The following is a 14988-nucleotide window of genomic DNA, read 5'->3' on the forward strand; positions in this document are numbered from 1 at the left end:
CCCTTACGAGTGCGTGTACATGTGGAGACACTGCTGGCGGCGCAGAATGACATGGGGGTTTGCGATGCTTTTGAGCAGTAAGCGCCGGTCGGGAGGCCGGACGCCATGAACGCCCCGCACCCTGCGAAAGTGGCCGGAATCGATTCAACGGTCCCGGCTCCCGCACACACTGTCGCGCCCGCCGCCGCGGGCACCTCCCCGGCGGCCGAGTCCCGCACGGCGGACGCCGCAGCCGTCACGGACGCCTCGGGCACCCCTTGTGCCCCCGGCGCCCTGCTCCAGGACCGGCTCGCCGGCTGGGTCTCGGACCTCACGACCCTGCACGAACTGACCGAACGCCTGGTCCATACGGGCACCCTCGCCGAGGGCCTCCAGGAAGTGCTGCGCGCCGGAGCCGCCCTAGTCGGGGCCCGCCGCGGGCTCGTCGTACTGGAACCGGCCGACGGCCTCGGCCCCGACACCACCGTCGGTCTCGGACTCGCCCGCGCCGATCTCGGCCACATCGAGACCGTGCCCCGAAGTGCCCTGCCCCACGGGCGGATTCTGGACGGACCGCCGGTCGACGAGGACGGCATCGCCGAACCCGACCTGCTCGCCGAGAAGACCCTCGACCCCCGCCACCGCGAGGTCGCCGCCCGCCTCGGCTACGCCGCCAGCTACGCCCTTCCTCTGTCCGCCGAGGGCACCCCGCGCCTCGGCGCCGCCGTCTGGCTCTACGACGAGCCCGCCGAACCGGGAGAACGGCAGCGTCACCTCGCCGGCCTGTACGTCCGGTACGCCGCCCCGCACCTGGCACGCCTCCTGGAGGTCGAGCGCACCCGCACGTCCATGGCGACAATGGCCGAGGAACTGCTGCCCTCCCGGCTGCCCCGGGTGCCCGGTGTGCAGCTCGCCGCCCGGCACCGCACCGGCCCGCTCGGCGGAGGCGACTGGTACGACGCGCTGCCGCTGCCGGACGCGGCGCTCGGCCTCTCCGTCGGGTCCGTCACCGGGTCGGGGCCCAGCGCGGTCGCGGCGATGGGCCGGCTGCGCGCCTCGCTGCGGGCGTACGCCGTGATGGAGGGCGAGGACCCGGTCGCCGTCCTGTCCGACCTGGAGCTGCTGCTGCGGCTCACCGAGCCGGCCCGCTCGGCCACCGCGCTGTTCGGCTACTGCGAGCCCGCGCTGCGCCGGATCACCCTGGCCGGCGCCGGGCACAGCCCGCCCCTGCTGATCGGGGAGCGGCGCACCGAGTTCGTCGAGACCTCCCTCTCCGCGCCGCTCGGCATGCTCGCCTGCTGGGAGGCGCCCAGCGTCGAGCTCCAGGCCGAACCCGGAGAGACGGTTCTGCTCTACACCGACGGGCTGCTGCACCGCACCGGCGACCGGGCCGACCGCGCCTTCGCCCGGCTGCACGCCGCGGCGGCCGGCGTCCCCCGGGCCGCCCGGCAGGACCCGGACGCGGTCGTCGAGCACGTGCTGCGCACGGTGCTGCCCGACGGGAAGGCGGAGGCGGACTCCGAGGAGGACGTCGTCCTGCTGGCCGTCAGGTTCGAATAGCGGACACTGACGCCCCGCACGCCACGCATAACGGACGGTAGCGCACGGGGCGTAACAGGCCCTTCGGCCCTGGGCCCCCTTCCGTACGACCGTACGATGGGGGGTGGTCCAGTGCCGTATCGAGGAGGATGACCGTGGCGGAGGAGCTCACACCGGAGAATCCGGCGATCCCGGAGACCCCGGAGGAGACCGAGGAGCCCATCAAGCAGCGCAAGAACGGCCTGTACCCGGGCGTGTCCGACGAGCTGGCCGAGAACATGCAGTCCGGCTGGGCCGACACCGAGCTGCACGACCTGGAGCCCATCGCCCAGGCCGCCGAGACCGCCGCCCGCCGCGCCGCCCTGTCCGCCCGCTTCCCCGGCGAGCGCCTGGTGATCCCCGCGGGCAACCTGAAGACCCGCTCCAACGACACGGAGTACTCCTTCCGCGCCTCGGTCGAGTACGCGTACCTGACCGGCAACCAGACCGAGGACGGCGTCCTGGTCATGGAGCCCGAGGGCGACGGCCACGCCGCGACGATCTACCTGCTGCCGCGCTCGGACCGGGAGAACGGCGAGTTCTGGCTGGACGGGCAGGGCGAGCTGTGGGTCGGCCGCCGCCACTCCCTGGCCGAGGCCGGAGAGCTGCACGGGATCCCCGCCTCCGACGTCCGGGAACTGGCCGGCAGCCTGCGCGAGGCCACCGGCCCCGTGCGCGTCGTGCGCGGCTTCGACGCCGGGATCGAGGCGGCCCTGACCGACAAGGTCACCGCCGAGCGCGACGAGGAGCTGCGCGTCTTCCTGTCCGAGGCCCGCCTGGTCAAGGACGAGTTCGAGATCGGTGAGCTGCAGAAGGCCGTCGACTCCACCGTGCGCGGCTTCGAGGACGTCGTGAAGGTCCTCGACCGGGCCGAGGCGACCAGCGAGCGCTACATCGAGGGCACCTTCTTCCTCCGCGCGCGTGTGGAGGGCAACGACGTCGGCTACGGCTCCATCTGCGCCGCGGGCCCGCACGCCTGCACCCTGCACTGGGTCCGCAACGACGGCCCGGTCCGCTCCGGCGACCTGCTGCTGCTGGACGCGGGCGTGGAGACGCACACGTACTACACCGCCGACGTGACGCGCACGCTCCCGATCAGCGGCACGTACAGCGAGCTGCAGAAGAAGATCTACGACGCCGTGTACGACGCCCAGGAGGCCGGCATCGCGGCGGTGAGGCCGGGCGCCAAGTACCGCGACTTCCACGACGCGTCCCAGCGCGTGCTGGCCGAGCGGCTCGTCGAGTGGGGCCTGGTCGAGGGCCCCGTCGAGCGCGTCCTCGAGCTGGGTCTGCAGCGCCGCTGGACGCTGCACGGCACCGGCCACATGCTCGGCATGGACGTCCACGACTGCGCCGCCGCGCGCATCGAGTCGTACGTCGACGGCACGCTGGAGCCCGGCATGGTGCTCACCGTCGAGCCGGGCCTGTACTTCCAGGCCGACGACCTGACCGTGCCCGAGGAGTACCGGGGCATCGGCGTGCGCATCGAGGACGACATCCTCGTCACCGCCGACGGCAACCGGAACCTGTCCGCCGGGCTGCCGCGCCGGTCGGACGAGGTCGAGGAGTGGATGGCAGCGCTGAAGGGCTGACCGGCACCCGCCGTACGACGGCCGGGCACCCGCGCGGGTGCCCGGCCGTCGGCGTGTCCGGGCCCTGCGGTCACACCGCCACCAGCGGGGCGTTCTCGCGCCACTTGAGGACCTTGTCGAAGCTCACGACGGCACCGGTCCGCCCCGGCGCACTGCCGATGTGGACGTGGTCGGCGAGCTCCCGGATGAGGCACAGGCCGCGACCGCTCTCCGCCTCCGGGGACGCCGGGCGACCCGCGCCGTGCGGCCCGCCCGGGGCGGGAGCGGGAAAACCGGGGCCCGTGTCGGCGACCTCGATCCGGCACCGCTCGCCGTCCAGGTAGGCCGTGACCCGGTACGCCTCGCCGGGGCCGCCGGAGCCGTCGTCCCCGCCGTGCTCGACGGCGTTCGCGCAGGCCTCGCTCAGCGCGACGGAGAGGTCGAAGGAGATGTCCGGGTCCACGCCCGCGGTCTCCATGGTGCCGATCAGCAGGCGGCGGGCCAGGGGCACGCTCGCAGCCTCGCGCCGCAAATGGAGTGACCACCAGATGCTCATGCTCCAGCCTCCCGGCCGCGGCTCGACATACCGATACGTATTGCCCCTCACGGCGTGGCGTAAGCACGCCGCACCCGTGACACCGCTCATCTGGCGGATGCGTCGCCGCCGCCGACCGGTGTATGCGAGGCGGCCCGGAACAGAATGTGATCTTCCGTGCCTGTCTCCGCTTTCCGGTCGTACGGCACCTTGCGGACCTGCCGTACGGCGTGCGGGCCGTGAGTGCGATGATGAGCCCGCCATGACTGCCCCCCACCCGCCAACGGCGCGCTCCGGGAACGATCTCCGGATCCTGCGGGCCGCGGTGTTCGCCGCGGTCTGCGTCGTGCTGGCCGCGGCGGGGCACACCCTCGCCTCCTGCGCCACCGTTCCGCCGTGGTCGCTGGGCGCGGGGTTCCTCGGGGTGGTCCTGGTCGCCGTGCCGCTCGCCGGCCGCCGGCGCTCGCTGCCCGGCATCGCGGTACTGCTCACCGTCGGACAGACCGCGCTGCACACCCTGTTCGGCCTGGGCCAGCACGGCACCGCCGCGGCCACCGCGTCCGTTGCGGCCGCCGGGTCCGGCGGCGGGACGGGCGCGCTGTCCGACGCCTCCCTGGTCCAGCAGGCCGCACGGCTGGTCTGCGGAACCACCGCGGCGGCCATCAGCCCGACCCAGGCCCATCGGATCCTCACCGACGCGCGGATCGCGCCGGACGTCCCCACGGGCGCGGGCACGGCGCAGCATTCCGCCGACGCCCTGTCCACCGCGGGTGCCTCCGCCGCACTGCTGCCGTCCCTGCCGATGCTGCTCGTCCACGTCCTCGCCGCCCTGGCCGCCGGCTGGCTGCTGCGCCGCGGGGACCTGGCCGTGGCCCGGCTCGTCGAACTGTCGGCGCACTCGGCCCAGTCCATGGCCGAAGCGGCCTTCGTGCGCGCCCTGCGCGCGGCGCTCTCCCTGGTGCGCGCCCTGCACGCCGGGCTGGCCGGCGCCCCCGGCACGGGTCCGCGTCCGCCGCGTCCCGGCCTGTGGGTGCCGCCCCGGCCCCGTACCACCGCGCTCCAGCACACCGTCATCAGGCGCGGCCCGCCGAGTGACGCGTTCGCCCTCGCCGCCTGACACGACGCGACCGCCGTCCCGCTTCGGGAGGGGCCGCCGTCGTGCGGCACGCGCGCATGCGCGCATTCCTCCCGTCACTCGGCACCGGCCCAGCACCGGTGTCCCCACGAAGCGGAGTACTCCGTCCATGAAGGCTTCCCGTATCGCCGCCGTCGGCGCCGTGTCCGGCATCGCCGTTCTCGCCCTGTCCGCCCCCGCCTTCGCGCACGTCAGCGTGCAGCCGGAGGGCGCGGCCGCCAAGGGCGGCTACGCGGTCGTCGACTTCAAGGTCCCCAACGAGCGCGACAACGCCTCCACCACCAAGCTGGAGGTCAACTTCCCCACCGACCACCCGCTGGCGTCCGTCATGCCGCAGCCGGTCCCCGGCTGGAAGGCCGAGGTCACCAAGGCCAAGCCGGCCAAGCCGCTGGAGTCGCACGGCAAGCAGATCACCGAGGTCGTCACCAAGGTGACCTGGACCGCCGACGGCAAGGGTGTCGAGCCGGGCTACTTCCAGAAGTTCCCGGTCTCCATCGGCGCGCTGCCCGAGGACGCCGACCAGCTGGTGTTCAAGGCGATCCAGACGTACTCCAACAAGGAGGTCGTGCGCTGGATCGAGGTGCCGCAGGAGGGCCAGGAGGAGCCCGAGACCCCGGCGCCCGTGCTCAAGCTGTCCGCCGCCGAGGACGACGCCCACGGCGCGTCGGGCTCCTCGGACGCCAAGGCCGAGGACACCGGGGCGGACGCACAGAACACCGCCGCCGACGCCTCGTCGTCGGACTCCGGCTCCGGTGACGGCAGTGACACCACCGCCCGGGTCCTCGGCATCGTCGGCATCGTCGTCGGTGCCGCGGGCGTCGCGTACGGCGTGCTGGCCGGCCGGCGGCGCAACTCCGGCGCGGCGGCGTAACAGCGCCGTGCCGGTGCGTCGGCGTGACCTCGCCGGCGCATCATCTCGTCCGGTGCGCGCCGGACACCGTCCGTCGGTCCTCCGACGGGCCCCGGCGCGCACCGGAGCACCTCACATCTGGGACATTTTTCTATGCGCAAGAAGACGTTCGCCACGGCCGCCCTGCTCGCCGCCGCCTGCCTGACGCTGTCCGCCTGCGGCAGCGGCGCCGACAGCGACAAGCCCGTGACCGTGGTCTCCGAGGACAACAGCCAGCAGGCCGCCACCGTCCTCGACAAGCCGTTCGAGAAGCCCGACCTGGTCCTCACCGACACCCAGGGCAAGAAGTACGACCTCCGCGAGCAGACCGCCGGCAAGCCCACCCTGATCTACTTCGGCTACACCCACTGCCCCGACGTCTGCCCGCTGACCATGAACAACATCGCCGTGGCCAAGAAGCAGCTCTCCCAGGCGGAGCAGGACAAGCTCCGCGTCGTGTTCGTCAGCACCGACCCGGAGCGCGACACCCCGGCCGCGCTCGGCAAGTGGCTCAAGGGCATCGACCCGCAGATCGTCGGCCTCACCGGCGAGTTCGACACCATCCAGGCCGGCGCCCGCACGCTCGGCATCTCGATCGACCCGCCGACCAAGGACAAGGACGGCAAGATCGTCTCGACCCACGGCACCCAGGTCGTCGCCTTCTCCCCGAAGTCCGACGCGGGCTACGTCCTGTACGGCGAGGACGCCACGGTCGACGACTACACCAAGGACCTCCCCAAGCTCATCAAGGGGGAGAACCCGTGAGGCGGCTCGCGGAAGGTCCCGTGAGACGGCTCGCGGGAGGCCCCGTGAGGCGACGCCCCGCACTAGCCGCCGTCGCGGTGATCGGCGCCCTCACGCTCGCGGGGTGCGGCGGCTCGGACTCCGGCGCCGACTCCGCGTCCCCCGGCGCCGAACTCTCGGTCGACGCCGCCTACATACCGCAGCCGGTGTCCGACTCGATGGCGGCCGGATTCCTCACGATCACCAACGAGGGCGACTCGGCCGACGAACTGACCTCCGTCACCAGCGAGGCCGGCGAGGTCACCGTGCACGAGACCGTCGACGGGACCATGAAGGAGGTCGACCGCATCGAGGTCCCCGCGCACGGTCAACTCGTGTTCAAGAGCGGCGGAAACCACCTGATGTTCGAGAAGCTGAAGCAACAGCCGAAGCAGGGGCAGTCCGTCGCCGTCGAACTGCACTTCGCCCACTCCGACCCCGTCGCGGTCAAGCTGCCCGTGAAGGCAGCCACCTACCAGCCCACCGCCGGACACTCCGGACACTCCGAAGACTCCGGACACTGAGGGAGGGACCACCTTGACGCAGACCATCGCCCCGCGCCTGCGGACCCTGGTGCTGCTGCTCCTGGCCGCGGCCTGCGCGCTGCTGGCCGGCGCCGGACCGGCCTCCGCGCACGCCGCGCTGACCGGCAGCGACCCCCGGGAGGGGGCGGTGGTCGACAAGGCTCCGGCCCAGGTGTCGCTGACCTTCTCCGAGTCGGTCTCCATGGACGACGACTCACTGCGCGTCCTGGATCCCAGGGGCGAGCGCGTCGACGACGGCAAGCCGTCCGGCACGGGCGGCGCCACGTACTCCGTGAAACTGCACGCCGGGCTGCCCGACGGCACGTACACCGTGACCTACCAGGTCGTCTCCGCCGACAGCCACCCGGTCGCCGGCGCCTACACCTTCTCCGTCGGCGCCCCCTCCGAGACCTCGGTCGCCGTCTCCGGGCAGTCGGCCGGCGGCGGCTTCGTCGGCGGGCTGTACGGCGTCGGACGGTACGTGTCCTACACCGGGTTCGCGGTCCTGGTGGGCGGTGCGGCCTTCGTCCTCGCCTGCTGGCCGCGCGGCTCCGGGGTGCGCGTCCTGCAACGGGTCGTCGTCTCCGGGTGGCTCGCGCTGACCGCCGCCACCCTCCTGCTCCTCCTGCTGCGCGGCTCGTACACCGGTTCCGGGAAGTTCGCCGACGTCTTCGACCTCAACCTGCTCGGCGAGGTGCTGCAGACCAAGCCCGGCGCCGCGCTGGTCTCCCGGCTGCTGCTGCTCGCGGCGGCCGCGCTGTTCATCGCCGTGCTCTTCGGCGCGTACGACAAACGGGAGGACGAGGAGAAGCGGGACCTCACCTTCGGGCTCGCGGTCGGCGGGAGCGTCGTGGCGGCGGGCCTCGCGGCGACCTGGGCGATGTCCGAACACGCCTCCGTCGGCCTCCAGGCCGGGCTCGCCATGCCGGTCGACGTCGTCCACCTGATCGCCGTCGCCACCTGGCTCGGCGGGCTCACCGCGCTGCTCGTCGCCCTGTACCGCGGTCCGGCGGACACACCGGTGCCCGCCCTCGCCGTACGCCGGTTCTCGCGCGTCGCCTTCGGCAGCGTGATCGCGCTGGTGGTGACCGGCACCTACCAGTCCTGGCGCCAGCTCGGCTCCTGGACGGCCTTCACCGACACCCGGTACGGGCAGCTGCTCCTGGTGAAGATCGGGCTCGTCGCCGTACTCGTCGGCGTCGCCCACTTCTCGCGGCGGTGGACGGCACAGCTGGCGGAGGCGGCACCCGCCGTCGCCGGGGCTGCGGCTGCACGGCGCGCGGAGAAGGGGGCCGGGAAGGCGTCCACGAAGGCCTCCGGAACAGCGTCCGCGAAGGCGGGCACGAAGGCCTCCGGAACAGCGTCCGCGAAGGCGGGCACGAAGGCCTCCGGGAACGCAAAGGTCGCCCAGAAGGCGTCCGGCACCACGAAGGGCTCCGGCACCGCGAAGGGCACAGGCACCGCGAAGGGGTCGGGCGGCTCACCGCGCGCCGCACAGCTCGCCCGGCAGCGCGCGGCCGTGGACGCCGCCCGGCAGAAGCGGCAACGGGACGCCGATCCGAACCGCTTCGGGCTGCGCCGCTCCGTGCTCGCCGAGGCAGGCATCGCGGTCGTCCTGCTGGTGGTGACCACCGTCCTGACCCAGACCGAACCGGGCCGCACCGAGGAGGAGGCCAAGGCCGCCGGCGGGTCCTCCGCGGCCGCCTCCGCCCCCTCCACCGGCGCGGTGACGCTGGACATGCCCTTCGACACCGGCGCCCAGAACGGCAAGGGAGTCGTACGGGTCGAACTCGACCCCGCCCGGGTCGGCGCCAACGACATGCACCTCTACGTCGAGCGCCCGGACGGGACCGCCTTCGACCTTCCCGAGGTGAAGGTGGCCCTCACGCAGAAGGCCAAGAGCATCGGGCCGCTGCCCGTCGCCCCCGACCACATCACCACCGGCCACTGGTCGGCGAGCGGAGTGCAGATCCCGATGGCCGGAGACTGGGAAGTCGCCGTCACCGTGCGGACCTCCGACATCGACCAGGTCACCATCTCCAAGAACACGCAGATCGGCTGAACCGCACCATGCCCGACCAGTCCATTCCGCAGACCCGGTCCCCCGAGGCGACCCGCGGGACGCCCGGACCGCTCGACTCCGACAACCCCGGGGCCGCCACCGCCCCCGAGGGCGTATCGCGCCGGCGGCTGCTCGGCACCGCCGGTGCCACCGGGCTCGTCCTCGGCGCGGCGGGCGCCGCCGCGGGCTACGCAGCCGCCCCCTCGTCCGCCGCGACCCCCCTCACCTCGCTCGGCAGCGAGCGGGCGATGTTTCACGGGAAACATCAGCCCGGCATCACCACTCCCATGCAGGCCCGCGGGCACCTCGTCGCCTTCGACCTCGCGGCGGGCGCCGGGCGCAAGGAGGCCGCCGCGCTGCTGCGCCGCTGGTCCGACACGGCCCGGCGGCTGATGGCGGGCGAGCCGGCCGGCAGCCGTGACACGGACGTGGCCCGGGACGCCGGGCCCTCCTCGCTGACGGTCACCTTCGGGTTCGGGCACAGCTTCTTCGGCCGGACCGGGCTGGAAAAGCAGCGCCCGGTCGCGCTCGACCCGCTCCCCGACTTCTCCTCCGACCACCTCGACAAGAACCGCAGCAACGGCGACCTGTGGGTACAGATCGGCGCGGACGACGCGCTGGTGGCCTTTCACGCCCTGCGCGCGATCCAGCGGGACGCCGGGGCGGCCGCCCGGGTCCGCTGGCAGATGAACGGCTTCAACCGTTCCCCCGGCGCCACCGCCCACCCCATGACCGCCCGCAACCTCATGGGCCAGGTCGACGGCACCCGCAACCCGAAGCCCGGCGAGGCCGACTTCGACCGGCGGATCTTCGTCCCCGAGGAGCCCGAGGCCGGGAAGGGGGGCCCGGCCTGGATGGCGAACGGCTCCTACGTCGTCGTACGCCGCATCCGCATGCTCCTCGACGACTGGGAGGAGCTGTCGCTCAAGGCCCAGGAGGACGTCATCGGGCGCCGGAAGTCCGACGGGGCGCCGCTGTCCGGAGGGAGCGGGGCCACCGAGTCGACGGAGATGGACCTGGAGAAGACGGACGGGTCCGGAGAACTCGTCGTTCCGATCAACGCCCACGCCCGGATCACCCGCCCCGACCAGAACGGCGGCGCGGCGATGGTCCGCCGGCCCTTCTCGTACCACGACGGCTTCGACGCCGACGGCGTCCCGGACGCCGGCCTGCTCTTCGTCTGCTGGCAGGCCGATCCGCTGCGGGGGTTCGTGCCCGTGCAGCGCAAGCTGGACCGGGGCGACGCGCTGTCGCAGTTCATCCGGCACGAGGCGAGCGGCCTGTTCGCGGTGCCGGGCGGGGCGGCGGAGGGAGAGTACGTGGGTCAGCGGCTGCTGGAGGGGTGAATCCGGGGGCGTATCACCCCGCGGAGGGGCTTGTGCGAGAGGCGTGAGCCGGGTGTCCCAGAGCCCATTAGGGTGAGGACATGCCAGCCAGTTACGCGTATCTCGGCCCTGAAGGCACCTTCACCGAAGTCGCCCTGCGCACTCTCCCGGAGACGGCGACCCGGGAACTGGTCCCGTACGTCTCCGTGCAGTCCGCGCTCGACGCGGTGCGCACCGGCGAGGCCGAGGCCGCGTTCGTGCCGATCGAGAACTCCGTCGAGGGCGGCATCACCACCACCCTCGACGAGCTGGTCGCCGGCCAGCCGCTGATGATCTACCGCGAGGTGCTGCTGTCCATCACCTTCGCGCTGCTGGTCCGGCCCGGCACCAAGCTGTCGGACATCAAGACGGTCACCGCCCACCCGGCGGCGCAGCCCCAGGTCCGCAACTGGATCAAGGCGCACCTCCCGGACGTCGCCTGGGAGTCGGCCGCCTCCAACGCGGACGGTGCCCGGCTGGTGCAGGAGGGGCGGTACGACGCCGCCTTTGCCGGTGAGTTCGCCGCGGAGCGCTACGGCCTCGAGGTGCTGGAGGCCGACATCCACGACGCGGAGAACGCCCAGACGCGCTTCGTGCTGGTGGGCCGCCCGGCCCGGCCCGCGGCACCGACCGGGGCGGACAAGACGTCCGTCGTGCTCTGGCAGCGCGACGACCACCCCGGCGGCCTGCGCGATCTGCTGGGCGAGTTCGCCACCCGGGGCATCAACCTGATGCTGCTGCAGTCCCGGCCCACCGGTGCGGGTATCGGCAACTACTGCTTCTGCATCGACGCCGAGGGACACATCTCCGACCGACGGGTGGCCGACGCGTTGATGGGCCTGAAGCGGACCTGCCTCCAGGTGCGCTATCTGGGGTCGTATCCGCGTGCGGAGGTCACGCCCGCCGATGTGGACGCACTGCGTCCGGGCACCTCGGACGAGGCGTTCGTGGCGGCGGCGGACTGGGTGGCGCGCTGCCAGGACGGCCGGTTCTGACCCTCGGGCCTATCGGCTGATTTTCGTTGTCCACAGAAGTTATCCACAGGTCCGCTTCTCGACCTGGGGACAAGTCGACAACGAAGGGGCATTCAGTCGACATATCCGCCTACAGTTCCCTGCTTCGCCCACGGGGGGACAGGCCACCCTTCGTCCACCTGTTTCTTGCACCCCCTTCTCCGGAGTGACACCGGGTGCCCCGTTTCCACTCGAAAGTGGGGACCTGGAGGGTTTGGACGGCCCGATTCCCGGACTGAGGAATGATCACTTCCGTGCATCCACAGATCTTTCGCACACCCTGTGGATAACTTTTCCGGACCGTGGATTCCTGTGGACAATCACGCCCCAAGTCCCTTTCTCCACAAGGAAATCCGGTCAACCCGGCGCCCGTGGGGCGCCTCGATCCGGGGATTCCGCAGCGCTTCATTGACCCGCCGAAGGGGATGTGCGGCCCGCGTACGGCAATAGTGGGTCGAGACCCGACACCACGCACCGGTAGCCTTGACCGCGTGATTGACCTTCGCCTGCTCCGTGAGGACCCCGACCGTGTGCGCGCCTCGCAGCGCGCCCGTGGAGAGGACGTCGCGCTCGTCGACTCCCTCCTGTCCGCCGACGAACGGCGCAGGTCGTCCGGCGTCCGCTTCGACGAGCTGCGCGCCGAGCAGAAGGGCCTCGGCAAGCTGATCGGCAAGGCCGCCGGAGACGAGAAGGCCGAGCTGCTCAAGCGGGCCGAGCAGCTCAAGACCGACGTCAAGGCCGCCGACGCCGAGCGCGACGCGGCCGACGCCGAGACCCAGGAGCTGCTCCAGCGGCTCGGCAACCTCGTCCACCCCGACGTGCCCGTCGGCGGCGAGGAGGACTTCGTCACGCTGGAGACGCACGGCACGCACCGCGACTTCGCCGCCGAGGGCTTCGAGCCCAGGGACCACCTGGAGCTGGGCCAGCTGCTCGGCGCCATCGACGTGGAGCGCGGCGCGAAGGTCTCCGGCTCGCGCTTCTACTTCCTGACCGGCGTGGGCGCCCTCCTGGAGCTGGCGCTGGTCAACGCGGCGATCGCGCAGGCCACGGCGGCCGGCTTCACGCCGATGCTGACCCCGGCACTGGTGCGCCCGCAGTCGATGGCCGGCACCGGCTTCCTCGGCCAGGCCGCCCAGGACGTCTACCACCTCGACAAGGACGACCTGTACCTGGTCGGCACGTCCGAGGTGCCGCTCGCCGCGTACCACATGGACGAGATCCTGGACGGGGACCGCCTGCCGCTGCGCTACGCCGGCTTCTCGCCCTGCTTCCGCCGCGAGGCGGGCTCGCACGGCAAGGACACCCGGGGCATCTTCCGCGTGCACCAGTTCGACAAGGTCGAGATGTTCTCCTACGTCCTCCCCGAGGACTCGCAGGCCGAGCACCAGCGCCTGCTGGAGTGGGAGAAGCAGTGGCTGACGTCGCTGGAGCTGCCGTTCCGGGTGATCGACGTGGCCTCGGCCGACCTGGGCTCCTCGGCCGCGCGCAAGTACGACTGCGAGGCGTGGATCCCGACCCAGGGCAAGTACCGCGAGCTGACCTCGACCTCGGACTGCACCGAGTTCCAGTCCCGCCGGCTGTCGATCCGCGTCCGCGAGGGCAAGAAGGTGCGCCCGCTGGCCACGCTCAACGGCACGCTGTGCGCCGTTCCGCGCACCATCGTGGCGATCCTGGAGAACCACCAGCAGGCCGACGGCTCGGTCCGCGTTCCCGAGGTGCTGCGCCCGTACCTGGGCGGCCGGGAGGTCCTGGAGCCGGTGGCCAAGTGACTGACACCGGCACCGCCGCGGTCCCCGGCACCGGTTCCGCCGGGGGCTTCCCCTACCGGCTGATCGCCACCGACCTCGACGGCACCCTGCTGCGCGGCGACGACACGATCTCGCGGCGCACCCGTGACGCTCTCGCCGCGGCCACCGCGGCGGGCGCGGCCCACATCGTGGTCACCGGGCGGGCGGTGCCGTGGACCCGGCACATCCTGGACGACCTCGGTTACGAAGGGCTGGCCGTCTGCGGCCAGGGCGCGCAGGTGTACCACGCCGGGGAGCACCGGCTGCTGACCTCCGTGACCCTGGACCGGCAGCTGGCCGGGGTGGCGCTGGCCAAGATCGAGGCGGAGACCGGTCCGCTGTACCTGGCGGCGAGCCGGGACGGACTGGAGGGCGACGTGCTGGTCGGCCCGGGCTACGCGGTCGGGGGCGACCTGCCGGCCGTGCCCTTCACCGACGCCTCCGACCTGTGGTCGGCACCGCTGAACAAGATCTACATCCAGCATCCGACCCTGTCGGACGACGAGCTGGCCGAGACCGCCCGCCACGCCGCGGGCGGCTTCGTCACGGTCGTCATGGCCGGGGCGGGCGTCGTCGAGCTGTTGCCCCTGGGGCTGTCGAAGGCCACGGGTCTGTCGCTGGCTGCCCGCCGGCTCGGTCTGAAGGCCGCGGACACCATCGCGTTCGGCGACATGCCCAATGACGTCCCCATGTTCGGCTGGGCGGCCCGGGGTGTGGCGATGGCCAACGCCCACGAGGAGCTGAAGGCGGTGGCCGACGAGGTGACGTCCTCCAACGACGAGGACGGCATCGCGGTGGTCCTGGAGCGTCTGTCGGCCTGATGCCGACGCGGGGCCCGGCTCCTCGACGTGGCCCCGGCACACGGTCCGGACGGCGCCGGCGTCCCCGTCGGTCGGCCCACGCGGGGTGACCCGCGTGCTCGAAGCGGCCTCCCGTCGCGCCGGTGCCGTCCGTCCTCGTGCATCCACCACAGTGCCGCCACGGGAAGCCGGGCGCCACCGATTAAAGCGGACGTACGCCGCGTTCCCGACGGCTCGCGGTCACTCCTCCCCGGCGAGCGTCAGCGACCGCAGCTTCTGGCCGGCGTACCAGGTGGCGAGCACGGTCACCGCGGCGAGCAGCACCGTCGCGGTCGGCAGACCGACGTCGGAGGTCACCAGATTCCCGTCGGCGACCTTCTGGGCCACCGCCAGCGACCACTGCTGGACGCTCAGCGTGCGGGCCCCCGGTACCAGGGAGCCGAACAGGGCCTCCCAGACGAGGGCGTAGACGAGCCCGAAGACCACCGCGTGCCGGGACACCGTGCCCAGTAGCAGGAACAGCGCGGCGTAGGCGATGGAGGCGACCAGCGCGGCGATCGTGTAGGCGACGGCGACCTGCTGGCCGTTGCCGTTGAGGATCAGGCCCGCGAGCAGCGTGGGCACGGCGGAGAAGACCATCGTCACGGCTATGGCGACGATCAGCTTGGTGAAGATGATCGTCGGCCGCTTGATCGGCTTGGACAGCAGGTACACCACCGAGCCGTCGTCGATCTCCGGGCCGATGGCGCCGGTACCGGCGATGACGCCGATGATCGGCACCATGGTGGCGAGGGCGAACCCGCCCAGCACGTCGACCGAGGTCTGGTCGTCGGCTCCGGCGAGCGCGCGCACCGCGATGGCGATGACGAGCAGCAGCAGGGGGAGGACGCCCAGGATGAGGGCCCGGCGGCGGCCGAGCAGGGCCCGGTAGGTGAGTCGGGCGACTGTGGGGTCGTACATTCTTCGGC

13 protein-coding genes are annotated in these 14988 nt (G+C 72.4%); 11 read left to right on the forward strand and 2 right to left on the reverse strand.

The annotated features are described in order from the left end of the window. The first annotated feature begins 105 nt into the window (after positions 1-105). Together R2E43_RS18625 and R2E43_RS18630 are read left to right on the forward strand one after the other, a co-directional pair. Positions 106-1539, forward strand: a complete 1434-nt coding sequence (locus R2E43_RS18625) for a PP2C family protein-serine/threonine phosphatase (protein ID WP_003974972.1) — start codon at positions 106-108, stop codon at positions 1537-1539. Positions 1540-1673: 134 nt separating this feature from the next. Next, positions 1674-3149, forward strand: a complete 1476-nt coding sequence (locus R2E43_RS18630) for an aminopeptidase P family protein (protein WP_332056384.1) — start codon at positions 1674-1676, stop codon at positions 3147-3149. A gap of 70 nt (positions 3150-3219) precedes the next feature. On the opposite strand, the gene R2E43_RS18635 is transcribed toward R2E43_RS18630, so the two are convergent. Continuing rightward, a complete protein-coding gene (locus R2E43_RS18635; protein WP_030863553.1) occupies positions 3220-3684 on the reverse strand; it encodes an ATP-binding protein in 465 nt (154 codons plus the stop codon). A 241-nt stretch (positions 3685-3925) separates the two neighbouring features. Between R2E43_RS18635 and R2E43_RS18640 the strand changes: the two genes are divergently transcribed. The 9 genes from R2E43_RS18640 to R2E43_RS18680 all read left to right on the forward strand — a co-directional run bounded on the left by R2E43_RS18640 (position 3926) and on the right by R2E43_RS18680 (position 14041). Further along, positions 3926-4780, forward strand: a complete 855-nt coding sequence (locus R2E43_RS18640) for a hypothetical protein (RefSeq protein WP_011029346.1) — start codon at positions 3926-3928, stop codon at positions 4778-4780. 127 nt (positions 4781-4907) lie between these two features. Beyond that, positions 4908-5669 (forward strand): YcnI family copper-binding membrane protein, encoded by a 762-nt coding sequence (locus R2E43_RS18645; protein ID WP_003974977.1) that lies wholly within the window; start codon positions 4908-4910, stop codon positions 5667-5669. Positions 5670-5801: 132 nt separating this feature from the next. After that, positions 5802-6452 carry an SCO family protein gene (locus R2E43_RS18650; protein ID WP_003974978.1) on the forward strand — a complete coding sequence of 217 codons (651 nt, stop codon included), beginning with the start codon at positions 5802-5804 and terminating at the stop codon, positions 6450-6452. Beyond that, positions 6449-6994 (forward strand): copper chaperone PCu(A)C, encoded by a 546-nt coding sequence (locus tag R2E43_RS18655; RefSeq protein ID WP_030863546.1) that lies wholly within the window; start codon positions 6449-6451, stop codon positions 6992-6994. The genes R2E43_RS18650 and R2E43_RS18655 overlap by 4 nt, the downstream gene beginning before the upstream one ends. Before the next feature lie 13 nt (positions 6995-7007). Further along, the gene (locus tag R2E43_RS18660; RefSeq protein WP_332056385.1) at positions 7008-9056 is read left to right on the forward strand and encodes a copper resistance CopC/CopD family protein; all 2049 of its coding nucleotides are present in this window, start codon (positions 7008-7010) and stop codon (positions 9054-9056) included. Positions 9057-9064: 8 nt separating this feature from the next. Further along, entirely contained in the window at positions 9065-10402 is a 1338-nt protein-coding gene (efeB, locus tag R2E43_RS18665; protein ID WP_030863539.1) for an iron uptake transporter deferrochelatase/peroxidase subunit, read from the forward strand. 80 nt (positions 10403-10482) lie between these two features. Further along, positions 10483-11415, forward strand: a complete 933-nt coding sequence (pheA, locus tag R2E43_RS18670) for a prephenate dehydratase (protein ID WP_003974981.1) — start codon at positions 10483-10485, stop codon at positions 11413-11415. A 509-nt stretch (positions 11416-11924) separates the two neighbouring features. After that, positions 11925-13202 carry a serine--tRNA ligase gene (serS, locus tag R2E43_RS18675; protein WP_003974982.1) on the forward strand — a complete coding sequence of 426 codons (1278 nt, stop codon included), beginning with the start codon at positions 11925-11927 and terminating at the stop codon, positions 13200-13202. Then, positions 13199-14041, forward strand: a complete 843-nt coding sequence (locus R2E43_RS18680) for an HAD family hydrolase (RefSeq protein WP_011029342.1) — start codon at positions 13199-13201, stop codon at positions 14039-14041. The genes serS and R2E43_RS18680 overlap by 4 nt, the downstream gene beginning before the upstream one ends. A 219-nt stretch (positions 14042-14260) precedes the next feature. On the opposite strand, the gene R2E43_RS18685 is transcribed toward R2E43_RS18680, so the two are convergent. Continuing rightward, positions 14261-14980 carry an ABC transporter permease gene (locus R2E43_RS18685; RefSeq protein WP_319707194.1) on the reverse strand — a complete coding sequence of 240 codons (720 nt, stop codon included), beginning with the start codon at positions 14978-14980 and terminating at the stop codon, positions 14261-14263. Between the last annotated feature and the right edge of the window lie 8 nt (positions 14981-14988).

The organism is Streptomyces violaceoruber, from assembly GCF_033406955.1.
Lineage (GTDB): Bacteria > Actinomycetota > Actinomycetes > Streptomycetales > Streptomycetaceae > Streptomyces > Streptomyces violaceoruber.

Coding starts and splice junctions, on each gene's coding strand:
- R2E43_RS18645 (WP_003974977.1), top strand. CDS start 4,908: ATGAAGGCTTCCCGTATCGCCGCCGTCGGCGCCGTGTCCGGCATCGCC.
- efeB (WP_030863539.1), top strand. CDS start 9,065: ATGCCCGACCAGTCCATTCCGCAGACCCGGTCCCCCGAGGCGACCCGC.
- R2E43_RS18625 (WP_003974972.1), top strand. CDS start 106: ATGAACGCCCCGCACCCTGCGAAAGTGGCCGGAATCGATTCAACGGTC.
- pheA (WP_003974981.1), top strand. CDS start 10,483: ATGCCAGCCAGTTACGCGTATCTCGGCCCTGAAGGCACCTTCACCGAA.
- R2E43_RS18640 (WP_011029346.1), top strand. CDS start 3,926: ATGACTGCCCCCCACCCGCCAACGGCGCGCTCCGGGAACGATCTCCGG.
- R2E43_RS18635 (WP_030863553.1), bottom strand. CDS start 3,684: ATGAGCATCTGGTGGTCACTCCATTTGCGGCGCGAGGCTGCGAGCGTG.
- R2E43_RS18650 (WP_003974978.1), top strand. CDS start 5,802: ATGCGCAAGAAGACGTTCGCCACGGCCGCCCTGCTCGCCGCCGCCTGC.
- R2E43_RS18685 (WP_319707194.1), bottom strand. CDS start 14,980: ATGTACGACCCCACAGTCGCCCGACTCACCTACCGGGCCCTGCTCGGC.